The following is a 23,745-nucleotide window of genomic DNA, read 5'->3' as shown; positions in this document are numbered from 1 at the left end:
ATTTCAACATTGATCAAAAGTCGCAATGACTCTTATCTTCCCACCATAGCCTTAAGGGAGTGCAAGTGGAAGTCATGGACGATCATCTACACGGGAACACGACCACTACCCTGACTGACTACAGGCTGGAGGACAACCTTCATGCGGGGCATGGCCGAATATTTCTCACCGGTACACAAGCGCTGGTGAGGCTGCCATTGATGCAAAAGAGGCTTGATCTTAAGCAGGGATTGAATACAGCGGGGTTTGTGAGTGGCTACCGAGGGTCCCCTCTCGGGGGCTACGACCAGGAATTGTGGCGGGCTCGCAAGATTCTGGATTCGCACAACATTCGATTTTTGCCAGCGATCAACGAGGAGCTGGGTGCCACCGCAGTGCTCGGTTCGCAACAGGTTGAGACCGATCCAACACGTACGGTCGACGGGGTGTTCGCCATCTGGTATGGCAAAGGACCAGGTGTGGACCGTGCAGGCGACGCACTCAAGCACGGAAATGTCTATGGATCCTCACCTCATGGCGGCGTGCTAGTCGTAGCAGGAGACGATCACGGCTGCGTTTCTTCGTCCATGCCACACCAAAGCGACTTCGCGATGCAAGCATGGGGAATGCCGGTGGTCAACCCGGCGACCATCACGGAGTTCCTTGAGTTTGGCCTGTATGGCTGGGCACTGTCGCGATTCTCAGGCCTGTGGGTTGGCTTTAAGGCAATCTCGGAAACCGTGGAAAGTGGCTCTACGGTAGATCTTGATGCCATTCAGACCAGTTTCGACAATCAAGTTGACTTTACCCCGCCTTCCAGCGGGCTCCACTATCGTTGGCCCGACTTTCCTAGCCTCTCGATCGAAACACGGCACGCCACCAAGCTTAAGGCCGCAAGTGCCTTCGCCCATGCGAACTCGATTGACAAACTTCTTTGCCCCAGCACACACGCAGACATCGGTATCGTCACATGCGGCAAGGCCCATCTGGACCTGATGGAGGTGTTTCGTCGCTTGGGCATCGGAACTCAGCAGCTCGAGCAGTCGGGTGTGCGGCTTTACAAGATAGGACTGAGTTTCCCACTGGAGCCCACACGTATGCTGGCCTTCAAGCAGGGCCTGAAGGAAATCCTTGTCATCGAGGAAAAAGGCCCAGTTGTGGAGCGTCAGATTCAGTCGCTCTTCTATAACTTGCCAGATGCTGAACGGCCCGCTGTGTTCGGCAAGATATCTCCCGGTGGAGCCAGCCTTCTTTCGGCAGAAGGCGAACTAAGGCCCTCTCGCATCGTACAGGTGGTGGCAGACTGGCTGGCCAAGCATCGCCCGGCACTGGACAAGCGACATTTGGTTGCTGAATTCAATGCGCCCAAGTTACTGGCCAATGAGTCCGATTCCGTGCGTCGCGTGCCCTATTTTTGCTCTGGCTGCCCGCACAGCAGCTCGACTAAGGTCCCTGAGGGCTCACGGGCACAGGCCGGGATCGGTTGCCACTTTATGGCTTCATGGATGGACCGAGAGACTACCGGACTCATCCAGATGGGTGGCGAAGGCGTGGACTGGGTATCGCACTCCATGTTTACAACTACCGACCATGTGTTCCAGAACCTAGGCGACGGTACGTACTTCCACTCTGGCTTCCTCGCCATTCGTCAGGCGCTAGCTGCAGGCACAAACATTACCTACAAGATCCTGTTCAACGATGCGGTGGCCATGACTGGTGGGCAGCCAGTCGATGGCATGCTAAGCATTGATGCCATCGCTTGGCAGGTGGATTCCGAGGGCGCGAAGGCGATCACCATCGTCAGTGACGATCCACAAAAGTATGAGCTCAGGCGACAGCAATTTCCGCGTCAGACCACCTTCCATCACCGATCCGAGCTGGATCAGGTGCAGCGGCGCCTGCGCGAAATCCGTGGGGTAACGGTGCTAATTTACGACCAGCCTTGTGCTGCCGAGCTTCGGCGAAGGCGAAAACGCAAGGAGGTCCTTGAACCGTCTCGCCGTCTGTTCATCAACACCGAGGTGTGCGAAGGCTGTGGCGACTGCGGCATTCAATCGAATTGTCTGTCTATCGTACCGGTAGAGACTGACTTCGGCCGAAAACGAGCAATCGACCAGTCATCCTGTAACAAGGATCACACCTGCGCCGATGGTTTCTGTCCAAGCTTCGTCTCCGTCTTGGGCGGCCAATTGCGCAAACCCGTCAACGGGCGCTTGGAGGAGGCGAGGCTGCGGCAAGCCATCGAATCACTACCCAGGCCGGCCAGCCACGTGTGGAACGGCCCCTACAGTCTCCTGGTGACTGGAGTAGGTGGCACAGGTGTGGTGACCGTAGGAGCTCTGATTTCCATGGCCGCGCACATCGAGAACATGGATGCCTCGGTGCTGGATTTCATGGGCTTTGCACAGAAGGGCGGCGCAGTGCTGTCCTTTGTTCGTCTCAGCAAGGGACGTGATTCCCTTCACCAAGCCCGCATCGATACACAGCAGGCCGATGCAATCCTCGCTTGCGACCTGGTGGTGGCAGCCAGTGCAGAGGCGCTGCAGACCATCAGGCACGGCCATACGCAAATCATCGCTAACACCCATCAAATCAGTACCCATGCCTTTGTGCGCGATCCCGATGCGCAACTCCACCACCCGGCGCTTTTAGAGAAACTGCGCTTCACCGCAGGTGCAAAACAAGTACTCGCCTGCAACGGACAGGCTCTTGCACAGCAGTTGTTCGGTGACACCATCTCCGCAAACATTTTGTTATTGGGCTATGCTTGGCAGCGCGGACTTGTCCCAGTAGGGCTTGAGGCAGTGGAGCGCGCTATCGAACTTAATGGCGTCGCTGTTGAAGCCAACAAGTTAGCTTTTGGCGCCGGTCGGCTGGCCGCCCAGGACGCAGGTCTGCTTCAGTCGCTGCATACTTCACCAGAGTCGGCCGTTGCAACTGCACATCATCCCACTGGTCTGCAAGAACTGATCGAGCGACGCGCGGCGTTCCTCACCCGCTATCAGAGTCCCCGACTTGCGCACCACTACCGCAGCATCGTTGCGTCCGTCCAGGCACGCGAGACAGAAGTGTTCGGTACGCAGGCCCCATTTCTCCTGACCCATGCAGTTGCACGCTGCTACTCCAAACTGCTGGCCTACAAGGACGAATACGAAGTGGCTCGACTCTTCAGCAATGGCGAGTTCACTGCACAGCTCAAGCAGCAGTTCGAAGGCAATTTCAGCCTGCGGTTCCACTTGGCACCGCCCCTGTTTTCACGCCAAGGCGCTGGCGGAAAGCCGCCAGCAAAAATGGATCTTGGTCCATGGATGTGCTGGGCACTAAAGGTACTTGCTAAAGGCAAATTCCTACGCGGAACTCGGTTGGATATCTTCGGCTGGACTGAAGAACGGCAGACTGAACGTCGTCTGATCCGTGAATATGAAGAGATGCTCGACCAGTTGCTGCCCGGGCTAAGTCCAGGCAACCTGCACGTCTTGATCAAGCTCGCCGAGCTTCCGGACAAAATCCGTGGCTATGGCCACGTGAAGCAGGCTAGCATTCAGGCCACCCGCCAGCGTGAAAAGGAACTACTCTTAGAGTTTGACCGACTGGAGCCAGAGATCATGAACCTGCAGCCAGCTGTTCACCGCCCGCGTGGTCTCGAGGCGCTGCGCACCATTCCGGTCTACGTGAAGTCTCGTTGAGAGACGCATGAGTATCAAAGAAATCAGACGGAATTCAGAGGCTGGCGAAAAAGGTGAACCGTGCCTGCCAAGGCACGGTCGGAGTATTCGTCAAGCCACCTAGCTGCGTTGTAGCCCATTGTGGTTCGATTCGGCGACTCGTTCCAGTGCGTCGACGAACATGCCCGCGGTGTTAAATCCTGTCTGTTGACAGATTTCCTGGAAACAGGTCGGGCTGGTGACGTTGATCTCGGTGAGAAAGTCGCCAATGATGTCTAGGCCCACCAGCAGCAGGCCGCGGCGGAAGAGCACCGGAGCCAGCGAGCTCGCGATCTCGCGATCTCGGGCCGATAGCTCGAAGGCCACGCCCTGACCGCCGGCCGCCAGATTGCCACGCACTTCGCCGTCTTGAGGAATGCGAGCCAGACCGTAGGGGACAATCTCGCCGCCGATTAGCAGAATGCGCTTGTCTCCGCTGGCAATCTGCGGGATATAGCGTTGGGCCATGATTGTCGTCGTGCCGTTTTTGGTGGACGTTTCAACAATAGCCCCGAGGTTTAAACCATCTTCCTTCACTCGGAAAATGCCCATGCCTCCCATGCCGTCCAACGGCTTAATGATCACGTCGCGGTGCTCTGCGTGAAAGCTGCGCAACTGCGGGCCATCTCTACTGACTAAGGTGGGCACGGTGAACTGAGGAAACTCCAGGATGGACAGCTTCTCATTGTTGTTGCGCACCGCGCTGGGCTTATTGAAGACAGCTGCTCCCTGTCGTTCGGCAATCTCAAGCAGATGTGTGCTGTAGATGTACTCCATGTCAAAAGGCGGATCCTTGCGCATCAGAACCGCGTCAAATGAGTACAAGGACATTGCCTCGGGCAAGTCACGTCGGAACCACACCGGCGAGTCTCCGGTGAGGTGAATCCGCGACGCGTGCGCCATCACAATTCCCGCCTCATAGACTAGCTGATGCTGCTCGAAGGCATATAGCTCATGCCCACGCGCTGCGGCCTCGCACATCATGGCGTAGGTCGTGTCTTTGTAGATCTTGAATGACTCCAGGGGATCAGCCAGGACCGCGATCTTCATCTCGCACCTTTCATTTCTATCAAAAACCTTCGTGATGCTGATGAATCAGGCCGACTGACGCTGCATCTGGTTGAAGATGTTCTTGCGATGCATCTCCTCGGTTCCGCCTACGCTTGCGAATCCCAGAGCGTTCTTCATTAGCTCGGTCACTGGACCGTTGTGGTAACCCAAGCTGCCGTAGAGCTTCACTAAGCTAGTTGCACTGGCAATCAGGTCCTCAGCACCAACTAACTTCGCCACTGAGCACGACAGCAAGGCCTGCGGGTGCTCGGCCAACAACTGAGATAGGGCTCCGTAGGCCTGCCATCTGGAACGCTCAATGCCAATGCGGATGTCCACTAAACGTCGCTGCACGTACTGGTGAGAGTCAATCGTCGCCTTGAAGCTGCTGCGAGCCGAGGCGTATCGCATCGCGTCAGCTAGATAGGGCTCCATCAAGTTGGCAGCGGCGAGGCCGTAATAAAGACGACCCAAGGAAATTATGTCGATGAGGGTGGACAAGCCGCGCCCCGGTTCGCCCAGCACACAGCGACGATCCACCATCACGTCCTGGAACTGGATCTCGCCAGTGGGAAGGTTGCGGTTGCCAAGCTTGTCATCGACCGGGCCGGACATCATCCCAGGCGTGCCAGTATCCAACATAACCAACACGATGTTGTTCTTCTCGCGGCCCTCCAGCCGGCACACAACTAGCGCGAAGTCCATGATCGGTGCATGCGCGATGTTGTATTTGTGGCCGTTCAGCAGATATCCGTCGCTCACTTCTGCCAGTGAGGTCTCGATGCTTCGAACGTCGGTGCCTGTGGATGGCTCGGCAATGCATGTGGCACTGACCTTTCCGCTCAGTATGGCCGAGAGGTAGCGCTCCTTCTGGCTAGCGGTGCCGTGCCGAGCCATGGCTCGCACCATGCCTGCCTGGGCGATCACCGATAGCAGCAGCTCCGGGGAACGAATGGTCGAGGACAGTCCGTCTAGCGCGGCGGTGAATCCCCACCAGTCGGTCGTATCAACGGGTCCGGACGGCACGATGAGCTGCCACAACCCCTCATCGCGAAGCCGGCGCCACCCTGCAAAGTCAAAGGCAGCCTGGTGCAAGGTGGTGGCTTCGGCCAGTTCGCGACCGACATCTGCATAGTGCTGGCGGATGGCCAAATGATCTGCTGAGAACATGAAACTCATGTCGTGTCTCCCAAATCAGCTTGCGGCCGCAGGTACCGCGCGACCCACGCCGCCATGCAGGTCCAAGCACCGCTCGAACCACTCCCTCACCGGGTCGTCGTTAGACAGCAGCTTTACCGGCGAGCAGATACGTGCCCACTGGAAAGCACCGAAGAGGATGTAGTCAGCAAACAGCGGCGTCTTGCCGCCCATCCACTGCTGTCGCTCCAACACGGCGCGCAGTGGTGCCAGCTTGGCAGGAAAGGCCTTCAGTTCAGCCTCGTGGTCAGCAAAGATCTCATCCATGCTCTTACCAAAGCGCTTCTCACGAGCGATACGAAAGTGCGCCTGATCCTGTGTCGACATCATTGAGTGCATGTCCATGAGAACAATGACTGACATGGGCGGATGAAGCACATTTTGGGTGAACGCTTCGACGAAGCGCGCCATCGCCACTCCACCTTCGCCATCGAAAAGTGTTGGACCTTCGCGGTAGGTCTTCTCCAAATAGACGGCGATGTCGAAGCTATCGCCCTCCAGATGTCCGTTGTCATTGAGGACCGGCACGGCGCTGTAGCCACCTCCCTCAATATTGGGTATGTCCGCAAATGAGAGCGGCTTGAGCTCCACCCGCAAGCCTTTGTGCTTAATTGCGAGGATGATCTTCCAAACGTGGGGTGAGTAGTGGCGCACGCCATCAGCGGCACACAGGCTGTACAGAATTCGTTGCATCAGTTATCTCCGGCAGGTGTATTGGCATTGCGCGTGAACCGTCGGCTCAGTCGACGGTTCACGCCTTGAACAGCGCAGCGTTCGCGGTCACGCTCCGAGTGAGGTAGTTGACTGGGGCGGTCTGTAGGCCCAGCATCTCGCATCCGACCAACAGAAATTTTTAGAGATCGATCATCCCGGTCTGGTAGTTCATCGGAGCTAGCGCTATCACTCTCAAGCCATCACTTGCGGCTTGGGCAAGTTTGATGCTGAGCGACTCGAACTGCTCGCGAGGAATGGCGTTACCAGCATTCAGCTTTTCGCCTTTTCTTACCTTGTCTCCTCCCGTGCAGGTCCTCGCTTTGAGGGAGCCTTTCATATGGGACTCAAGCGACACCTTGTCGACGGTGCCAACAAGACGACTGGAGTTATGCGTTGTGCGGACGGAATTGCCGGCCACTGGCGTGGCGTCCATCAACGAAACGCGCGCACCACGGCCATAGGAAACACCCTGCGAACCGCAGTCGGACAACACCCCACTTTGCCCTACGAATAGCTGGGCAATACCAATGTGAAACTTGAAATCAGGCACCACACTCAGCCCCCCCTAAAGAAGATCTCCTACTTATGTGCAGGCAACGATAAGCGCTCGTCGTCTCGTCCATCAATTCGCAAATTCTGAAGGCGGAAATCCAATTTTTTGAGGGGGCTCACGAGACCTGACGCCCTGCAAGAATCATTCGATCTAGCATCTCGTCAACGATTGGTCTAGATGTGGCGAAGTTCATGCGCACACACTTTGAAGCGGCCGGGTGGAATGCTTCACCGGGGCTGAACGCAACACGCGCACGTTCCAAGAAAAACTCGGAGGCAGAGCCCTCGAAACCCAAAGCGCTGCAATCCATCCACAACAAGTAGGTAGCCTCTGGCAGGTGAAAGCGGATGCATGGAAGTTCCTGCCGCAAGGTGTCGGTGACATACCGTCTCATCTCCAGCAAGTGCCGCTTGACCGAGTCCAGCCACGGCTGGCCATGCGTCCATGCGGCAACAGTGGCATCTATTCCCATGCTGTTGACCGACCCGATAAGCCGCAGCGGAATGCGCGCAAAGAACCGCTGCAGCAAATGTGCTGATCCAAAGCTCGCCACGGCACAGCGTAAGCCGGGGATGTTGTAGCTTTTGGTAGCAGAAGCCAGGGTAACCGTTCGGTCGGCAACCCGTTCACCTAGCTTCGCAAACGGCAAGTGTTCAGCGCCTGGATAGACAAGGTCGGCATGAATCTCGTCAGACAGCACAATGAGCCCGTGCCGCTGTGCGAAATCCGCTAACGATTGCAATTCGGTCTTTGTGAAGACCCTCCCAGTTGGGTTTTGCGGGTTGCACAGGAGCAGGAGTCTTGTCGAGCCATCAATAACCTTCTCAAGCTTGTCAAGATTGAAGACGTGCTGCTGCTCCATCCACTCCATCTCGAGCGGAATGAGCCGGCGCCCCGTGCTTTCGATGGCCTCACGGAACGGCGGATAGTTCGGCACCTGGACGATCACGCCATCACCTGGTTCGCTGAAGGCCATTACGGTGGCATAGACAGCTTGTACAAGATCGGCCACGGCCAATACCCGTGTGGGCTCGACCTCCCATTCATACAACTGCTTCATCCGGGCTGCGAATGTACGCCCTACAAGTAAGTCGGCGCGCTGGCCATCGCGAAGCGGATATGTGTAGTCGAAGTGATCGAGGTTCCTCTGGAGCACCGCCTGCACCTGCGGTGCAGTGCGAAAGTCCATGTCAGCCACGCAGGAAGCGATCACACCGGGCAAATGACGCCCCCACTTGTAGGTCTGTCGCGCGAGCAGCTCGGGGTAGCTCAAGGTGAAGTCGGCTTGCTCATAGGACAAGCGAGGCACGTCATCGGCAGTGAAGTGTGATGGCATCAGACTCCTTTGGTAGCTAGAGCGTCTGGTCCATCTCGACAGATGGGAATCTCTGCGCATAGTGATAGCGCACCACTCGCGCCGGGATGCCGGCGACGGTGCAATGCGGAGGTACCGGCTTGAGTACGACACTGCCGGCAGCAACCTTGCTCATTGTGCCGATTTCGATGTTGCCAAGGATCTTGGCACCGGCCCCGATCATCACGCCAGAACGGACCTTGGGATGCCTGTCACCATGTTCCTTACCGGTGCCACCCAAAGTGACGCCTTGCAAGATGGAAACGTTGTCCTCGATCACCGACGTTTCGCCCACGACGATGCCACTGCCGTGATCTAACATCACGCCGGCACCGATGATTGCCGCCGGGTGGATGTCTACACCGAAAACCACAGACGCCTGGTTTGACAATGCAAGCGCCAGATCCTTTCGGTCCGAACGCCACAGGGAATGCGCGATGCGGTAGGTTTGCAAAGCATGGAAACCCTTGAGGTTCAGTAGTGCATGTAGAGAGTTAGGACAGGCTGGATCGCGCACACCGATAGCTGCAATATCGGCAGTAACGCTGAAGAGAATGGTCGGATTTTCCTCAAGCACTCGCCGGATGAGCGCGCTGAGCGCTGACTCATTCAAGTCGCCGCTGCCCATGCGCACCGCGAGCACCGAAGCAATGATCAACGACGGCCTAGTGGGCGAAAGTACGAGTTCCTCCAGACGGCGCCGCAACTCCGGCTCTCGGCGAGACACCTCCCTCGCCGTTTCGCGGATGCAATGCCAAACCTCAGCTTCAGTGTTGAGCTCTATCGCCTCGGAGCAGCCAAACTCTCGGATCATCGGCCGCGCGAGGCAAGGATTGGTTCGAGGGCCTAGGGTATCGGGCGTCATTGCGTGCTCTGATTTGCTTAGAACAATAAGATCCGCCCCCCGACTTGAGCAAGTCGCAAATGCTGAGCCAGTGCTTCAGTATTTCCGATACCTCTGTAAGCAAGAGCGATATCAGCTACTTTTTGTTGTCGCTAGGCTCTCTGCACCGTAGTTCAGCGCGCAGATTCAGGTCTAGCCGGAACAGAGTGTTCGACGCAGCTCTGAGCCAAGAAGTCTGGCGCGCACTTTGTGCCAGCAGCACATGTGCTGCACATGCCAAAAAAAGGTCGCCCGAAACTGCGTGGAGATGGATGCGGATAGTTGAAGAGAACCTACGAGGTAGCTCGTCGCGCTGTCTTTTCAGGCCAGTTTTTCATGGCCAGCGACTTGAGGACTTCGTCATCAAAGACGACTCGTGCGGACGCGCGCCGCCTCAGCAAAGCTGAGGTGCGTTCTCACGACTTTTGATTTGTGCATCGCTTTTTACCCTCATAGGATAGTCCTGGCGTCTGAAATACAGCCCTTTGACGTTCTGCTCATGTGCGCGAGGCAAGGGGCGTCCTCAGCGTAACCACTACCAGCCAGCAAGGAGAAATGATGCGTAAGTCTTTTGAGACTCCGATTGAAATCCGATACCGCGACACAGACTCCATGGGGCACGTTAGCAGCCCGCTCTACTACGACTACATGCAAACGGCCTACCTCGAGTTCATGCATCACATCCTTGAACTCCCAAAGTCAAAAAAGATGCCGCACATCATGCTCAAAACCTCCTGTGAATACGTCTCACAGGCCAAGTACGGAGAGAAGCTGAAGATCCACAGCCACATCACAAAGTTTGGCAATAAGAGCTTTGAGATGGAGCACATCATGTTTGTCGACGACATCAAGCGCGACAACGCCGTGGTGGCCAAGGCAATTTCCAACCACGTGATGTTTGACTACGAGAAGCAGGCAACGTATCCGGTACCCGACAGCTTCAAGCAGACAGTGTTGGCCTTCCAAGGCGCGCTTTGAAGGTGCGCTTGCACCAATGCCACTTTCTGGAGATCACGAAATGACCACCGTCACGTTGTCGGACAAACAAGACTTACACAAGCAATTCGGCGAAGACCAGGCTATTGGCGGGAACCACTACCGCGCTTACGTCGGACCCCCAAACTACTACGACCTTATTGGCGTTACCCAGTTCAACCTGCTAACGCTGTTTGGCATGCGCGAAACCTCCACCCTGCTGGACGTTGGATGTGGTTCTCTGCGAGGTGGCCGTTTCGCCATCATGTACCTCCGTCCCGGCAAGTATTACGGACTGGATCCCGAGCCATGGGCCTGGGAAGAAGGCTTGCAAGCTCACTTCGGCAAGGAGTTGGCCAGCAGAAAGGAACCCACTTTCATCCAGGATAGCGACTACACCTTTACGAAGTTTGGCCGTAAGTTTGACTTCATGATGGCGCACTCTATCTTCACCCACGCACCGGAGAAACAGATCCGCCAGTGTATGGTGGAGGCGGCCAAGGTGATGGTGCCCGAGACGGTGTTCTTGGCTACCTTTTTCGAGAGCCTGGACGGTGCCGACTACACGGGCTCTGAATGGGCATACCCCGAAATCGTGCGCTACCGCAAGTCCACGATCTCCAAATTCGTAGAGGAATCTGGCCTCGAATGTCAGCACTTCGACTGGCCGCATCCTTTCAATCAGAAGTGGATCGCCGTTTCGCTCAAGGGGAATCGGCCCGATGTGCAGAGAGCACTGTCAGGCCACATCTACTCATATGAGGCGACCCTACAGCGACGGGCAACTGGCACCACTTGGCCGACCTCCCACACCGACCAGGTCGTCACTCCCGAAAACTCCGAAGTTAAGCAATGACCATGGACAACAACCGACCTGCAGACGATAGCCGGCCGCGCATTCTCATAGGTGTGACCGGTTCGGTGGATGCCATGCAACTGCCTACTTACATTCGTGCGATCCGTGCGGGGATGGACTGCTCGCTGAGCGTGATATTCACCCCTGATGCAACGAATTTTGTGAACGTCGATAGCATAGGACTCATTGTTGAACGCGTCATTAGCGGCGAAAGCCCAAAGGATTGGGAGACTGACAGGCCAGGCCGTATTGCTGCGGAACACGACCTGATGATCGTCATGCCAGCCACGGCCAACACCTTGGCCGCAGCCGCTCAGGGTACTTCTCAGAATCGGCTGACCATGATGTTCCTTGTCGCGAAGTTTCCGATCGTATTTTTCCCCGTGATGGGGCCCAGCATGTGGGACAAACCAGTGGTTCGCCGCAATGTGGCTCAAATGCGCGAGGATGGCCACGACGTTGTTGAGCCGACGTGGAAAGAGCAGTACGAGCCGCATTACCGACGCATGTATGGCCACTACAGCTTGCCCGAACCAGACCAGGTGCTGGCCATCATCAAAGCCAAACTGGAAATATCGGAAGCAGGCACTAGACGGAGCGATTCATGAATCGTGTGACTACTGAAGACGCACACGCTATGGTGACAAGTCGGGCTGACCCAGCGTCGGGGAAGAGGGTTTTGCTCGCCTTGGCAATGTCGATGCTGCTGTCCTCACTTGGAATCAGCATTCCGAACGTTGCCTTGCCCACCATTGCCCAAGCCTTCGGCGCGCCGTTTCAGGAAGTACAGTGGGTTGTCATTGCTTACCTTCTGTCCATCACAGTCGTGATCGTCAGTGTAGGCAGGCTGGGCGACATCCTCGGTCACCGGCGAGTTCTGCTTGCAGGCATTTTTCTCTTTACCACAGCTTCGGTGCTGTGTGGCATCGCACCCACTTTGTTAACGCTCATCGCGGCGCGCGCAGTGCAAGGCTTCGGTGCCGCAATTCTGATGGCGATGCCAGCGGCGCTGGTGCGCGAGGCTGTGCCCAAAGAACGCACAGGTAGTGCCATGGGCCTGCTGGGGACGATGTCCGCCATCGGCACAGCACTCGGCCCCTCGCTAGGTGGACTATTGCTGGCAGGCCCTGGCTGGCGGTCGGTCTTCATCGTCATGGTGCCGCTAGGCTTGGTCAACCTATTGGTGGCCCAACGCTTCCTCCCAGTGAAGGCACCCAGCGCCAAGGTGGGCAACGGAGGCTTTGACAAGCTGGGCACCCTGCTGTTGGGCGGCACCCTGGCATGCTATGCGCTTGCAGTTACAGCGGGCAAAGGCCAGTTTGGGCAACTTAACACCATACTGATGTCGGCAGCGGCAGTGGGCGTCGTCCTATTTCTGCTGGTGCAGACCCGGGTCGCCTCGCCGCTCATTCGGCTTTCTGAGTTCCGTAATCCGGTGCTCAGCGCCAGCTTGGCCATGAACGTGCTGGTGGCAACCGTGATGATGTCAACGCTGGTCGTAGGACCCTTCTACCTGTCTCGCGCATTGGGACTGAAAGACGCGTTGGTCGGCGCGGTCATGGCCATTGGCCCAGTCATCTCCACATTTTGCGGAGTTCCCGCTGGACGAATTGTGGACCGCCTAGGCCCAACGAAGGTTGTATTCATCGGTCTGCTCCAGATGGCCGCAGGCGCATTTGCGCTGTCATTCTTACCTAGCATGTTTGGTATCGCAGGCTACATCCTGGCAGTGTTCATCCTCACCCCGGGATACCAGCTCTTCCAAGCAGCCAACAATACGGCTGTGATGATCGACGTGCCACAAGATCAGCGCGGTGTCATCTCAGGCATGCTGAGCTTGGCACGCAATCTGGGTCTCATTACAGGCGCGTCGGTGATGGGGGCACTCTTCGCGCATGCTGCAATGACCAGCGACTTCTCAACGGCCAACCCGGATGCGGTAGCCAACGGCATGCATGTCACGTTTGCGGTGGCTGGCTGCTTGGTAGCCCTCGCATTTGGAATCGCAATGGTCGCCTTACGCAGCTTGGCAACGAAGAGATCGGCAAACTAAGCCGTCTCTAGATTTCCGAAAAGCCTCTACACCGCCTTTTTTCAAAAGGGCGGCAGGCACCTACTTGTCTAGAGGAAGCATGAGCTCATCCGATGTGCAACCCCCTGAACAAAGCACACCTTTCGATGGCGCCAGTAACGCCATTACTCGCGACCGGCTTCGTGACGGTTCGCTGCTCGCACAGTGGCGCGCAGCTGCTCTGCCCAACTACACTGTGCGCTCTGACGAAGAGATCGAGAGATCGTTGAGTCACACGCTGGCTTCGCGACCTAGTGATGGCGAGGTCTGGGTTTTCGGATATGGCTCTCTAATCTGGAACCCTACATTTGATTTCGCAGAAAAGCGGGTAGCACTTCTGCGAGGCTGGCATCGTCGCTACTGCCTTTGGATAAAGCAGGGACGTGCCACGCCCGAAAGACCTGGCCTCACCCTAGCGCTAGACCGCGGTGGCGCCTGTAACGGCGTTGCCTTCCGGATCGAAGCGAAGCGAGTCGAGGAAGAACTGTTAATGCTGTGGCGTCGCGAAATGGCTAGCGGCGTTTACGAAGCTCGATGGATCGACATCCGCCTTCAAGGTGCAGAATCAAGCATGGTCAAGGCAGTAACTTTTGTCGCCAACAGGCGACACGAACGTTTTACCGATTCTCTAACTGATGAGCAGATCGCAGATTGCATCTTGCTAGCTAAAGGTCAGTTTGGCACCAGCTTGGAGTATTTCTGGAACACCATCGGTCATCTTGAATCGCTGGGGCTTAGAGACTCCGGGCTTGATCGCCTCCGCGTGTACGTCAGCACACGACTTGCAGCAAATTCATGAGTTGGGGTTGGAGTTCACCTGCGCCTCACTCGACACAGGCACTGCAACTCTGATCGTTTGGTGCCTTCAACTTTGGTGCCGACCGCTCTAAATCGTTGATTCATCTAGCCTGGCAAGTGGCTTAACTTTGGTGATGTCCACCCGGCCTCGGCGGTGAGCCGCCGCCGACCAGGGCGACCGCGCTGGCGCTGTGGTGCGGTGCGCAAGTCGGGCGCAGACCCCACCGGTCCGGGTGGAAGCGGCCGGCCAGCGAGGCCACCGCGGCCGATTCCAGCGCTTCGTCGGTGTCCATGGTCGGCAGCAGGCCGGCAAAACGCTGGGCCAGCATGCTCTTGCCCGAGCCCGGCGGACCGACCATCAATATGGAGTGACCTCCTGCGGCCGCAATCTCCAGCGCGCGCCGCGCCGCCGCCTGGCCCTTGACGTCGGACAGGTCGGCGTAGGTTTCGCGCGCGCCGGGCGGCATCGGCGAGAGGCGCGCCCAGGCCGCTTCGTCCGGCACGCTCTCCGGTGCGCCGCTGGCGCCTTCCGGCAGGAACTGGGCGACCACATCCAGCAGATGGCGGGCGCGGAACACGTGGGCCTGCGGCACCAGCGCGGCTTCTTCGGCGCTGCCCGGTGGCAGCACCAGCCGGGTGGGCCGACCCGTTTCACCGTCACGGTGCAGCGCCAGGCTCATCGCCAGCGCACCGCGCACCGGCCGCAGCTCGCCGCCCAGTGACAGTTCGCCCGCGAATTCCCAGCCGACCAGCTTCGCGCGGTCGATCTGGCCTGCCGCGGCCAGGATGCCCAGCGCAATCGGCAGGTCGAAGCGCCCCGAGTCCTTGGGCAGGTCGGCCGGCGCGAGATTGACGGTGATGCGCTTGTTGCTCGGGAACTCGAGCCCGGCGTTGGCGATGGCCGAGCGCACGCGCTCGCGCGCTTCCTTCACTTCTGTGTCGACCAGACCCACCAGCGTGAAGCTGGGCAGACCGTTGGCCAGATGGACTTCGACCTGCACCGGCCGGGCTTCGAGCCCGATCAGCGCGCGGCTGTGCACCAATGACAAACCCATTCGCTCGTTCCTCCCTGTTTCGGTGCGCGACCGGGTGCGGGTCGCCATGCACGTGTTTGGTGCGGCCTGGAGACCGACGCGCGGAAATCATGGCATGGGGGCGTGCATACCGCAGCCCCTCTCCGAGGGATGTATCCCTCTGTAAACCGCGCTGGAGACCGAGGGAAGAAGCCGGCTGGCACGGTCCGTGCATTGCCCTGTCAGCGATTGCATCAAACCGTGGTGTCTCCAGGCCTTGCCGCCCGGCACCATCCCACCGAAGAAGAGGTAACACAGCATGAAAATGGTTTCCGCCATCATCAAGCCGTTCAAGCTGGACGAGGTGCGCGAGGCGCTCTCCGGCATGGGCGTGCAGGGCATCACCGTCACTGAAGTCAAGGGCTTCGGACGCCAGAAGGGCCACACCGAGCTCTACCGCGGCGCCGAATACGTCGTCGACTTCCTGCCCAAGGTCAAGATCGAAGCCGCCGTCGACGACAGCCTGGTCGACCGCGTGATCGAAGCCATCGAAGGTGCCGCCCGCACCGGAAAGATCGGCGACGGAAAGATCTTCGTCACCTCCCTCGAACAGGTGGTTCGCATCCGCACCGGCGAGACCGGCAAGGAAGCCCTCTGATCCACAGACCCGAATCAGAAAGAGCACCAACATGAAAAAGCTACTCGCCTCCCTGCTGCTGGGCGCCGGCCTGACCTTCGGCGCGTTCAGCGCCATGGCCGAGGACGCCCCCAAGCCAGCCGAAGCGCCCGCCGCTGCGGCTGCCGCCGCCCCCGCTGCTGACGCTGCTGCCAAGCCCGCCGACGCGCCTGCAGCAGCACCTGCTGCCGACGCCGCCAAGCCGGCCGAAGCCGCGGCTGCACCGGCCGCCGCCCCCGCTGCTGACGCTGCCAAGCCCGCCGAGGCCGCCGCTGCTCCCGCACCGTCCCCCAACAAGGGCGACACAGCCTGGATGTTCGTCTCGACCCTGCTGGTCATCCTGATGACCGTGCCTGGCCTGGCGCTGTTCTACGGCGGTCTGGTCCGCAGCAAGAACATGCTGTCGGTGCTGATGCAGGTGATGGTGACCTTCTCGCTGATCGTCGTGCTGTGGGCCGTCTACGGCTACAGCCTGGCCTTCACCGAAGGCAACGCCTTCATCGGTGGCTTCGACCGTCTGTTCATGAAGGGTGTCTGGGACAACGCCGCGGGCACCTTTGCCAACGCAGCGACGTTCAGCAAGAACACGCCGATGTACGAGATCGTGTTCGCCGCCTTCCAGGCCACCTTCGCCGGCATCACCTGCACCCTGATCGTGGGCTCGTTCGCCGAGCGCATGAAGTTCAGCGCCGTGCTTCTGTTCTGCGCAATCTGGTTCACCTTCTCCTATGCTCCGATCGCCCACATGGTCTGGTTCTGGATGGGTCCTGACGCCTACACCACCGCTGAAGTGGCCACCGAGATGAACGGCAAGGCCGGCTACATCTGGCAGATGGGCGCCCTGGACTTCGCTGGCGGTACCGTGGTGCACATCAACGCCGCCGTCGCCGGTATCGTTGGTGCCTTCATGGTTGGCAAGCGCATCGGCTACGGCAAGGAAGCCATGGCTCCGCACAGCCTGACCCTGACCATGGTTGGCGCTTCGCTGCTGTGGGTGGGCTGGTTCGGTTTCAACGCCGGCTCCGCCCTGGAAGCCAACGGCTTCGCTGCCCTGGCCTTCATCAACACCTTCTTCGCCACCGCCGCCGCCGTGCTGGCCTGGTGCGTGGGTGAAGCCCTGGCCAAGGGCAAGGCTTCGATGCTGGGTGCCGCCTCCGGTGCCGTCGCCGGCCTGGTCGCCATCACCCCCGCCGCCGGCAACGTCGGCGTGGTCGGTGGCCTGGTGATCGGTCTGCTGGCTGGCTTCGCTGGTCTGTGGGGTGTGACGGGTCTGAAGAAGATCCTGGGCGCCGACGACTCGCTGGACGTGTTCGGCGTGCACGGTGTCTGCGGCATCCTGGGTGCCCTGCTGACCGGCGTGTTCAACAGCCCCAATCTGGGCGGCCCGTCGGCTGTCGCTGACTGGACGACCGTGGCCATGATCACCGGCGACGCCTACTCCGTGGCCAGCCAGGTCTGGGTGCAGGCCAAGGCTGTGCTGATCACCATCGTGTGGTCTGGCGTGGTCTCCGTGATCGCCTACAAGATCGTCGACCTGACCATCGGCCTGCGTGTGACCGAAGAGCAGGAACGCGAAGGTCTGGACATCAGCAGCCACGGCGAAACCGCCTACAACCGCTGATCGGTCTACTGGTTCCCCGCGGCGTGATTCACTGAAACCATTCGCGAATCACGCCGCCGTTTTCGAGAGTCTCCTTTGGATGTTCGACCCGCGTGCCGCAAGGCCGCGGGTCTTTTTTCGTTTTGGTGAATGGATCACTGACAGGATTTCCCGCGTTGGCGAACATCCTCTCCGTCACACACCGGGGAGAAATTCATGTCTGTCCACACACGCACAGGCCCGATGCGGGTAGCGCTGATCCTGCTGGCCCTGGCCACTGCCGGGCTGGCCAACGCCGCGCAAGCCAGCACAGCCAAGCCCGGCAAGAAAGCGCCGTCGACCTCGGTCAGGTTCATCGACGCGCCTTCGTCCGAAAGCCCGGCCGCGCGGGAGAAGCGGCTGCGGCGCGAGTGCCAGGGCCGTGCCAACGCCGGCGCCTGTCTGGGCTACACGCGCTGACCGCCGTGCGGGCCAGGCGCCCGCCAGGATTGCAGGCGCCCGTGCAAAAAATTCAAAGTGCCCGGCGGGGCCGCCGCTACCATGGCGGCCATGCCAATCAGCCCCACCAACGACACCCCGACGGCCCTGATCGACCGGGTCCGGTCGGCCGCCGAATCTCGCACGCCGCTGCACATCCGTGGCGGTGACACCAAGGCCTTCTATGGCGAACCGGTGGGGGGGCAGCCGCTGGACATGCGCGACTGGCGTGGCATCGTGGCCCACGAACCCAGCGAGCTCGTGATCACCGTGCGCGCTGGCACCCCGCTGGCCGAAGTCGAGGCCGCACTCGCCGAGAAGGGGCAGCACCTGCCGTTTGACCCGCCGCATTTTGGTGACAGCGCCACCATTGGTGGTGTCGTGGCCGCCGGCCTGGCGGGCCCGGCGCGGGCCACCGCAGGCGGCGTGCGCGACTACGTGCTCGGTGCCCAATTCATCAACGGCAAAGGAGAGTGGCTGACCTTCGGCGGGCAGGTCATGAAGAACGTGGCTGGCTACGACGTCAGCCGCGCGCTTGCCGGCTCCATGGGCACGCTCGGCGTCATCACGCACCTCTCGCTCAAGGTCCTGCCGGTCGCGCCGGCCGAGGCCACCCTGGTGTTCCAACTGGGCCAGCACGGTGCGCTGGAGCAGCTGCACCGCTGGGGCGGCCAGCCCTTGCCACTGAACGCGAGTTGCTGGGTGAAAGACACAACCTCGCCCGACGCGCCTGAGTTGCTGTTCGTGCGCCTGCGCGGCGCCGTCGCGGCGGTCGAGTCGGCCTGTGATCGCATGGCGCGCGAGGCCGGCGGCCAACGCATGGACAACGCCCAGGCCGGTCCCGACTGGGCCGCCTGCCGCGACCAGACCCTGCCGTTTTTCGCGCCCCCGTCGGCAGACCATGGCCTGTGGCGTCTTTCGCTGCCGCAAACCGCGCCAGTGATCGACCTGCCGCACGCCCAGTTGATCGAGTGGCAGGGCGCGCAGCGCTGGCTGTGGGCGCCAGCGTCGGCGGCAGCGCAGATCCGCGCCGCCGCTGCTACGGTGCAGGGCCATGCGACCCTGTTCCGCGCCAGTGCCGACAGCGCACCGGGCGTGCGCCGCTTCGACGCCGAAAGCCCGGCGCTGCAAACCATCACCCGCCGCCTGCGCGAAGCGTTTGACCCGCACGGCATCTTCAATCCGGGACGGATGGGTTAAGCCATGCAGACCAACCTCTCCCCCGAATACCGGAACACCCTCGACGGCCAGGCCGCCGAGGCCATCCTGCGCAAGTGCGTGCACTGTGGTTTCTGCACCGCCACCTGCCCGACCTACCAGCTGCTGGGCGACGAGCTGGACGGCCCGCGTGGCCGCATCTATCTGATGAAGCAGGTGCTCGAGGGCGCCGAGCCCACGCGCGCCACGCAGATGCACCTGGACCGCTGCCTGACTTGCCGCAACTGTGAAAGCACCTGCCCCAGCGGCGTGGACTACGGCCACCTGGTCGACATCGGCCGCAAGATCGTCGACGCGAAAGTGCCGCGACCGGCCAGTGAAAAGGCGGTGCGCTGGTTGCTCAAGGAAGGGCTGACCTCACCGGCCTTCGGCCCCGCCATGAAGCTGGGCCAGCTGGTGCGCGACTTGCTGCCCGAGTCGCTGAAGAACAAGGTGCCGGCGAAGCAGGACGCCGGACTTTGGCCAACCGCGACCCATGCACGCAAGGTGCTGATGCTGGCGGGCTGCGTGCAGCCGGCCATGATGCCCAACATCAACAGCGCCACCGCGCGTGTGCTGGACGCCGCCGGCATCCAGACCGTGGTCGCGCCCGAGGCGGGCTGCTGCGGCGCGGTGAAGTTCCACCTCAACGACCAGGACGGTGGCACCGCCCAGATGCGCGGCAACATCGACGCCTGGTGGCCGCATGTCGAGGCGGGCGTGGAAGCGATCGTGATGAACGCATCGGGCTGCGGCGTCACGGTCAAGGAATACGGCCACATCCTGCAGCACGATCTGGCCTACGCCGCCAAGGCCGCGCGCATCAGCGCGCTCACGAAAGACCTGAGCGAGCTGCTGCCTGCGCTGGTGCCGGTGCTGCAGCCCAAACTCGCCGTGAAGCCCGACGCAAAGAAGGTCATCGGCTTCCACCCGCCCTGCACGCTGCAGCACGGACAGAAGCTCAAGGGCGGCGTCGAGACGCACCTCGCGGAACTCGGTTTCACGCTGCAGGTGGCAAAGAACGAGGCCCACCTGTGTTGTGGCTCGGCGGGCACGTATTCGGTGCTCAATCCCGAGCTGTCGTACCAGCTGCGCGACCGCAAGCTCGGACACCTGAACGAGCTGCAGCCGGCAGTGATCGCCAGCGCCAACATCGGTTGCATCACGCACCTGCAGAGCGGTACCGCGACGCCGGTGCGGCACTGGATCGAGTTGCTGGACGAGGCATTGGCCTGACACCAGCGGGCATTTCCGCACAGGCAGCGCGCCGGGCACCCCTGGCTTGGTACAAATAGGTAACGCTTTTGTCGTCAGGGGGCGCTAAGCTGGGGTCTCGGTGCCACCAGCGTCTGGCGCCGTGCCTTTTTGTTCATGACGCCATTGGAGATTTGACATGGGTTTCTTCAGCAACATCCTGGAAAAGTTGGGTATGAAAGAGGCCGCTGCTGCGCCCGTCATCACGCCGCCCCCGGTGGCAGCAGCCCCTGCCGCTGCGTCCACCCCCGTGGCAGCGGCTCCGGCCGCGCCGGTGGTCAACTCCATCTCCATGGTCGACGTGGTGGCCCTGTTGACGGAGAAGGCCGCCAACCACCCGGAAAAACTCAACTGGAAGACCTCCATCGTCGACCTGCTCAAGCTGCTGGGCCTGGACAGCAGCCTGGCCGCGCGCAAGGAACTGGCCAAGGAGCTGTATTGCCCCGACGAACTGATGGCCGACTCGGCCAAGATGAACATGTGGCTGCACAAGAACGTGCTGGGCCACATCGCGGCCAATGGCGGCAACATCCCCGAAGAGCTGCTCTGATGCGTTGACGCCACCACTGCCAGCCTGCTGACAACACGCTGGCAGGAGGGGGTCCGCAGACTCCAGGTTCTGTTCAACCACCACCTGGAGTTTTTTCATGGCACACACCCTCAACTGGTTCGAGATCCCCGTCACCGACATGGACCGCGCCGTCCGCTTTTACGAGGCGCTGACTCACCAGTCCCTCAAGCGCGAAGCCTTCGGCGGCCCCGGCCAGGAACTGGCCGTGTTTCCCGCCGAGCACGACACGGATGTGCACGGAGCCCTGTTCAAGAGCCCGGCCATGCAACCGTCCGCGCAGGGCACGCTGGTCTACCTCAACGCCGGCGAAACCCTCGAACCCTGGCTCTCGCGCGTCGAAGCTGCCGGCGGTCGCCTGGCGCTGCCCAAGGTGACCCTGCCCGACGGCATGGGCTGCTTTGCGCACATCATCGACAGCGAAGGCAACCGCGTGGGCATCCACGCAATGGCATGAGCGCTGCCACCGCCCCCACACCCCGGTGCTGGATCGCGGTGGCCTGCGCCGAACACGCGCAGCGCGGCCGCGACCACGCGCCGGTGGGGTTCATGCAGGTCTGCCACGGCAAGGGCGGGCCGCTGCGGCGGCTGACTCCTGGCGACGTGGTCGTCTACTACGCGCCCTCGACCACGATGGGCGGCAAGGACCGGCTGCAGAGCTTCGTCAGCCTGGGCGTGGTGCAGCCGGGCAGCCCTTATCAGGCCGACATGGGCGGCGGTTTCGTGCCCTTCCGGCGCGATGTGCGCTACGTGGCCGCCGAGCCGGCGCCGATCGCACCGCTGCTGGACGCGCTGGACTTCGTCGAAGACCGTTCGCACTGGGGTTACAAGTTCCGCTATGGCCTGTTCGAGGTGTCAGCGGGTGACATGGCGCTGATTGCGCAGGCGATGTGCGCTGAGCCGCAAGCGCTGGGGCTTGCGCCTGTCGCGATGACCGCACAATAGATTCCCACGTTTTCAGGGAACCTCTATGACCGTCGACACCCATCCCCTGCGCTGCCGTTGCGGGGCGCTGCAAGGCCAGATCGCGCTGGGCGGACCGACCAGCCGCATGGTGTGCTACTGCAAGGACTGTCAGGCGTTCGCCCGGTATCTCGGTCCGGCCGAGCGTGTGCTGGACGCGCAGGGCGGTTCGGATGTGGTGCAGCTGGCGCCGCACCGCATCCGGATCACCCAGGGCCAGGAGCATCTGGCGGTGATGCGCCTGTCGTCCAAGGGCATGCTGCGCTGGTACGCCGCGTGCTGCCGCACCCCGGTGGGCAACACCATGACCAGCCGCAACATGCCGTTCACCGGCCTGCTCGTGCAATGCCTGGACAGCGCTGCGGTGGAGCCGGCCTTCGGTCCCGTGCTGGCGACCGCCAACACGCAGAGTGCGCTGGGCGAGCCGAAGCCGAGAGCGTTCGGCCTGCCAGCGGCCTTGCTCCGGATTCTGCGGATCGTCGCGGGCAGCCGGTTGTCGGGCCAATACAAGACCAACCCCTTTTTCACCGCAGCGGGTGTTCCGGTGGCCCAACCCACGGTGCTGGCGGCGGACGAACGCGCCCGTCTCGACGCGGTGTCGGCGACGGCCTGACGCATTGCCATGCGCCGGGCAGACCGTCTCTTTGCACTGGTTCAGCTGATCCGTGGCCGCCGGCTTTCCACGGCGGCCTGGCTGGCCGAGCGGCTGGAGGTGTCGCTGCGCACGGTCTACCGCGACGTGGCCGACCTGCAGCTGCAGGGCGTGCCGATCGAGGGCGAGGCGGGCGTGGGTTACCGGCTGGGCCGGGGCTTCGAGCTGCCGCCGCTGATGTTCACCGTCGAAGAAGCGCGTGCGATGGCCCTGGCCATCCGGCTGGCGCAGCAGTGGCTTGACCCGGCGATGGCGCTGGCGGCGGCCGACGCGATGTCGCGGGTGATGTCGGTGCTGCCGTCGGGCGTTCGCGCCGAGGTCGAGAGCCAGCAGTTGCTGGTGGCGCCGGTGGGGCTGGAGCCCGCACTGGGCCGGCGCCTGCAGGTGCTGCGGGAGGCGGCGCAGGCACGTCGCTGGGTCGACCTGCGGTACCGGGACCTGAGCGAACGCCAGTCCGAGCGGCAGGTGCGCCCGCTGGGCTGCTTCTACTGGGGCAAGGTCTGGACGCTGGCGGCCTGGTGCGAGCAGCGCCAGGATTTCCGCAACTTCCGGCTCGACCGCATGGAGGCCGTGCAGGTGGGCGAGGCGGTGTTTCCCGCCGAACCGGGCAAGACCCTGGCCGACCTGCTGCGCCGCGAGACCGGACGCAGCTCGTTGGCCTGAAGGCCGGGACTTTGAATCCCGGCGGGCGTGCTCAGGCCAGCGCGACCTCGATGTCCTTGGCCAGCTTTTCCGGTGCGTCCTGCGGCGCGTAGCGCCGGATCACGCTGCCATCCTTGCCGATCAGGAACTTGGTGAAGTTCCACTTGATGCCTTTGCTGCCCAGCAGTCCGGGTGCTTCGGCGGTCAGCCAGCGGTACAGCGGGTGCGCATCGGCGCCGTTGACGTCGATCTTGCTCATCATCGGGAAGCTGACGCCGTAATTGCGCTGGCAAAAGGTCGCTATTTCTTCGTTGCTGCCCGGGTCCTGGCTGCCAAACTGGTTGCACGGGAAACCCAGCACGACCAGGCCGCGGTCGCCGTACGTCTCGTGCAGTTTCTCCAGGCCGGCAAACTGGGGGGTGAACCCGCAGGCGCTGGCGGTGTTCACGATCAGGATGGGGTGTCCCTGATACCGCGAAAGCGGTACGGACTTTCCCTCAATGGACTGGGCCTCGAAATCGTAGATGCTGGGCACTGTCGGTTCTCCTGGCTGGTAGGGAGCGGAGTAT

General features: G+C 61.0%; 23 protein-coding genes and 1 pseudogene. 16 read left to right on the top strand and 8 right to left on the bottom strand.

Annotated features, from left to right (window positions below; translation table 11 throughout):
• Window positions 1–74: 74 nt before the first annotated feature.
• Window positions 75–3,665, top strand: coding sequence for an indolepyruvate ferredoxin oxidoreductase family protein (locus tag ACLIJ1_RS16250; RefSeq protein ID WP_411367023.1), 3,591 nt, complete (start codon window positions 75–77; stop codon window positions 3,663–3,665).
• Window positions 3,666–3,764: 99 nt separating this feature from the next.
• On the opposite strand, the gene gshB is transcribed toward ACLIJ1_RS16250, so the two are convergent.
• The 6 genes from gshB to cysE all read right to left on the bottom strand — a co-directional run bounded on the left by gshB (window position 3,765) and on the right by cysE (window position 9,416).
• The gene (gshB, locus tag ACLIJ1_RS16245; protein WP_411366581.1) at window positions 3,765–4,733 is read right to left on the bottom strand and encodes a glutathione synthase; all 969 of its coding nucleotides are present in this window, start codon (window positions 4,731–4,733) and stop codon (window positions 3,765–3,767) included.
• A 45-nt stretch (window positions 4,734–4,778) separates the two neighbouring features.
• Complete coding sequence (locus ACLIJ1_RS16240) at window positions 4,779–5,912, bottom strand: acyl-CoA dehydrogenase family protein (protein ID WP_411366580.1); 1,134 nt, start codon at window positions 5,910–5,912, stop codon at window positions 4,779–4,781.
• A gap of 15 nt (window positions 5,913–5,927) precedes the next feature.
• Window positions 5,928–6,623 (bottom strand): glutathione S-transferase family protein, encoded by a 696-nt coding sequence (locus ACLIJ1_RS16235; RefSeq protein WP_411366579.1) that lies wholly within the window; start codon window positions 6,621–6,623, stop codon window positions 5,928–5,930.
• Between the two features lie 160 nt (window positions 6,624–6,783).
• The gene (locus ACLIJ1_RS16230; RefSeq protein WP_411366578.1) at window positions 6,784–7,194 is read right to left on the bottom strand and encodes a hypothetical protein; all 411 of its coding nucleotides are present in this window, start codon (window positions 7,192–7,194) and stop codon (window positions 6,784–6,786) included.
• Window positions 7,195–7,312: 118 nt separating this feature from the next.
• On the bottom strand, window positions 7,313–8,533 hold the full coding sequence (locus ACLIJ1_RS16225) for a MalY/PatB family protein (protein ID WP_411366577.1): 1,221 nt from the start codon (window positions 8,531–8,533) through the stop codon (window positions 7,313–7,315).
• Between the two features lie 16 nt (window positions 8,534–8,549).
• Window positions 8,550–9,416, bottom strand: coding sequence for a serine O-acetyltransferase (gene cysE, locus ACLIJ1_RS16220; RefSeq protein WP_411366576.1), 867 nt, complete (start codon window positions 9,414–9,416; stop codon window positions 8,550–8,552).
• Between the two features lie 576 nt (window positions 9,417–9,992).
• Between cysE and ACLIJ1_RS16215 the strand changes: the two genes are divergently transcribed.
• From ACLIJ1_RS16215 to ACLIJ1_RS16195, 5 genes are all read left to right on the top strand, one after another.
• Complete coding sequence (locus ACLIJ1_RS16215; protein ID WP_411366575.1) at window positions 9,993–10,412, top strand: acyl-CoA thioesterase; 420 nt, start codon at window positions 9,993–9,995, stop codon at window positions 10,410–10,412.
• Between the two features lie 40 nt (window positions 10,413–10,452).
• On the top strand, window positions 10,453–11,265 hold the full coding sequence (locus tag ACLIJ1_RS16210) for a hypothetical protein (RefSeq protein ID WP_411366574.1): 813 nt from the start codon (window positions 10,453–10,455) through the stop codon (window positions 11,263–11,265).
• Complete coding sequence (locus tag ACLIJ1_RS16205; protein ID WP_411366573.1) at window positions 11,262–11,873, top strand: flavoprotein; 612 nt, start codon at window positions 11,262–11,264, stop codon at window positions 11,871–11,873. The genes ACLIJ1_RS16210 and ACLIJ1_RS16205 overlap by 4 nt, the downstream gene beginning before the upstream one ends.
• Window positions 11,874–11,959: 86 nt before the next feature.
• Window positions 11,960–13,318, top strand: a complete 1,359-nt coding sequence (locus tag ACLIJ1_RS16200) for an MFS transporter (protein ID WP_411366572.1) — start codon at window positions 11,960–11,962, stop codon at window positions 13,316–13,318.
• A gap of 79 nt (window positions 13,319–13,397) precedes the next feature.
• Window positions 13,398–14,135, top strand: coding sequence for a gamma-glutamylcyclotransferase (locus tag ACLIJ1_RS16195; RefSeq protein ID WP_411366571.1), 738 nt, complete (start codon window positions 13,398–13,400; stop codon window positions 14,133–14,135).
• A 130-nt stretch (window positions 14,136–14,265) separates the two neighbouring features.
• Here ACLIJ1_RS16195 and ACLIJ1_RS16190 read toward each other — a convergent pair.
• A pseudogene (locus tag ACLIJ1_RS16190) lies at window positions 14,266–15,189 on the bottom strand (YifB family Mg chelatase-like AAA ATPase); the annotation flags it as partial.
• 277 nt (window positions 15,190–15,466) lie between these two features.
• On the opposite strand from ACLIJ1_RS16190, the gene ACLIJ1_RS16185 reads away from it, so the two are divergent.
• The 10 genes from ACLIJ1_RS16185 (at window position 15,467) to ACLIJ1_RS16140 (ending at window position 23,197) form a co-directional block, all read left to right on the top strand.
• Entirely contained in the window at window positions 15,467–15,805 is a 339-nt protein-coding gene (locus ACLIJ1_RS16185; protein WP_411366570.1) for a P-II family nitrogen regulator, read from the top strand.
• 31 nt (window positions 15,806–15,836) lie between these two features.
• Window positions 15,837–17,444 carry an ammonium transporter gene (locus ACLIJ1_RS16180; RefSeq protein ID WP_411366569.1) on the top strand — a complete coding sequence of 536 codons (1,608 nt, stop codon included), beginning with the start codon at window positions 15,837–15,839 and terminating at the stop codon, window positions 17,442–17,444.
• A 195-nt stretch (window positions 17,445–17,639) separates the two neighbouring features.
• Window positions 17,640–17,882 carry a hypothetical protein gene (locus ACLIJ1_RS16175; protein ID WP_411366568.1) on the top strand — a complete coding sequence of 81 codons (243 nt, stop codon included), beginning with the start codon at window positions 17,640–17,642 and terminating at the stop codon, window positions 17,880–17,882.
• 90 nt (window positions 17,883–17,972) lie between these two features.
• The gene (gene glcE, locus ACLIJ1_RS16170) at window positions 17,973–19,100 is read left to right on the top strand and encodes a glycolate oxidase subunit GlcE (protein ID WP_411366567.1); all 1,128 of its coding nucleotides are present in this window, start codon (window positions 17,973–17,975) and stop codon (window positions 19,098–19,100) included.
• Window positions 19,101–19,103: 3 nt separating this feature from the next.
• Window positions 19,104–20,333: a glycolate oxidase subunit GlcF gene (glcF, locus tag ACLIJ1_RS16165; protein WP_411366566.1), complete on the top strand. Its 1,230-nt coding sequence runs from the start codon at window positions 19,104–19,106 to the stop codon at window positions 20,331–20,333.
• A 157-nt stretch (window positions 20,334–20,490) separates the two neighbouring features.
• Window positions 20,491–20,901: a DUF3597 domain-containing protein gene (locus tag ACLIJ1_RS16160; protein ID WP_411366565.1), complete on the top strand. Its 411-nt coding sequence runs from the start codon at window positions 20,491–20,493 to the stop codon at window positions 20,899–20,901.
• Between the two features lie 97 nt (window positions 20,902–20,998).
• A complete protein-coding gene (locus ACLIJ1_RS16155) occupies window positions 20,999–21,376 on the top strand; it encodes a VOC family protein (protein ID WP_411366564.1) in 378 nt (125 codons plus the stop codon).
• Window positions 21,373–21,864, top strand: coding sequence for an EVE domain-containing protein (locus ACLIJ1_RS16150; protein ID WP_411366563.1), 492 nt, complete (start codon window positions 21,373–21,375; stop codon window positions 21,862–21,864). Before ACLIJ1_RS16155 ends, ACLIJ1_RS16150 begins: the two co-directional genes overlap by 4 nt.
• 25 nt (window positions 21,865–21,889) lie before the next feature.
• Window positions 21,890–22,495 carry a DUF6151 family protein gene (locus tag ACLIJ1_RS16145; RefSeq protein WP_411366562.1) on the top strand — a complete coding sequence of 202 codons (606 nt, stop codon included), beginning with the start codon at window positions 21,890–21,892 and terminating at the stop codon, window positions 22,493–22,495.
• 9 nt (window positions 22,496–22,504) lie between these two features.
• Entirely contained in the window at window positions 22,505–23,197 is a 693-nt protein-coding gene (locus ACLIJ1_RS16140; RefSeq protein ID WP_411366561.1) for a helix-turn-helix transcriptional regulator, read from the top strand.
• A gap of 31 nt (window positions 23,198–23,228) precedes the next feature.
• Here ACLIJ1_RS16140 and ACLIJ1_RS16135 read toward each other — a convergent pair whose 3' ends face one another.
• Window positions 23,229–23,711 carry a glutathione peroxidase gene (locus ACLIJ1_RS16135; RefSeq protein WP_411366560.1) on the bottom strand — a complete coding sequence of 161 codons (483 nt, stop codon included), beginning with the start codon at window positions 23,709–23,711 and terminating at the stop codon, window positions 23,229–23,231.
• Window positions 23,712–23,745 lie beyond the last annotated feature (34 nt).

It is taken from the genome of Hydrogenophaga sp. RWCD_12 (assembly GCF_046604225.1).
Classification (GTDB): Bacteria; Pseudomonadota; Gammaproteobacteria; order Burkholderiales; family Burkholderiaceae_C; genus Hydrogenophaga.
This window is presented reverse-complemented; position numbering and strand designations above follow the sequence as displayed.

Coding starts and splice junctions, on each gene's coding strand:
- ACLIJ1_RS16160 (WP_411366565.1), top strand. CDS start 20,491: ATGGGTTTCTTCAGCAACATCCTGGAAAAGTTGGGTATGAAAGAGGCC.
- ACLIJ1_RS16195 (WP_411366571.1), top strand. CDS start 13,398: ATGAGCTCATCCGATGTGCAACCCCCTGAACAAAGCACACCTTTCGAT.
- ACLIJ1_RS16175 (WP_411366568.1), top strand. CDS start 17,640: ATGTCTGTCCACACACGCACAGGCCCGATGCGGGTAGCGCTGATCCTG.
- ACLIJ1_RS16145 (WP_411366562.1), top strand. CDS start 21,890: ATGACCGTCGACACCCATCCCCTGCGCTGCCGTTGCGGGGCGCTGCAA.
- ACLIJ1_RS16205 (WP_411366573.1), top strand. CDS start 11,262: ATGACCATGGACAACAACCGACCTGCAGACGATAGCCGGCCGCGCATT.
- ACLIJ1_RS16200 (WP_411366572.1), top strand. CDS start 11,960: ATGTCGATGCTGCTGTCCTCACTTGGAATCAGCATTCCGAACGTTGCC.
- ACLIJ1_RS16235 (WP_411366579.1), bottom strand. CDS start 6,623: ATGCAACGAATTCTGTACAGCCTGTGTGCCGCTGATGGCGTGCGCCAC.
- ACLIJ1_RS16250 (WP_411367023.1), top strand. CDS start 75: ATGGACGATCATCTACACGGGAACACGACCACTACCCTGACTGACTAC.
- ACLIJ1_RS16185 (WP_411366570.1), top strand. CDS start 15,467: ATGAAAATGGTTTCCGCCATCATCAAGCCGTTCAAGCTGGACGAGGTG.
- ACLIJ1_RS16215 (WP_411366575.1), top strand. CDS start 9,993: ATGCGTAAGTCTTTTGAGACTCCGATTGAAATCCGATACCGCGACACA.
- ACLIJ1_RS16140 (WP_411366561.1), top strand. CDS start 22,505: ATGCGCCGGGCAGACCGTCTCTTTGCACTGGTTCAGCTGATCCGTGGC.
- ACLIJ1_RS16240 (WP_411366580.1), bottom strand. CDS start 5,912: ATGAGTTTCATGTTCTCAGCAGATCATTTGGCCATCCGCCAGCACTAT.
- ACLIJ1_RS16150 (WP_411366563.1), top strand. CDS start 21,373: ATGAGCGCTGCCACCGCCCCCACACCCCGGTGCTGGATCGCGGTGGCC.
- glcE (WP_411366567.1), top strand. CDS start 17,973: ATGCCAATCAGCCCCACCAACGACACCCCGACGGCCCTGATCGACCGG.
- ACLIJ1_RS16155 (WP_411366564.1), top strand. CDS start 20,999: ATGGCACACACCCTCAACTGGTTCGAGATCCCCGTCACCGACATGGAC.
- ACLIJ1_RS16210 (WP_411366574.1), top strand. CDS start 10,453: ATGACCACCGTCACGTTGTCGGACAAACAAGACTTACACAAGCAATTC.
- gshB (WP_411366581.1), bottom strand. CDS start 4,733: ATGAAGATCGCGGTCCTGGCTGATCCCCTGGAGTCATTCAAGATCTAC.
- ACLIJ1_RS16225 (WP_411366577.1), bottom strand. CDS start 8,533: ATGCCATCACACTTCACTGCCGATGACGTGCCTCGCTTGTCCTATGAG.
- glcF (WP_411366566.1), top strand. CDS start 19,104: ATGCAGACCAACCTCTCCCCCGAATACCGGAACACCCTCGACGGCCAG.
- cysE (WP_411366576.1), bottom strand. CDS start 9,416: ATGACGCCCGATACCCTAGGCCCTCGAACCAATCCTTGCCTCGCGCGG.
- ACLIJ1_RS16180 (WP_411366569.1), top strand. CDS start 15,837: ATGAAAAAGCTACTCGCCTCCCTGCTGCTGGGCGCCGGCCTGACCTTC.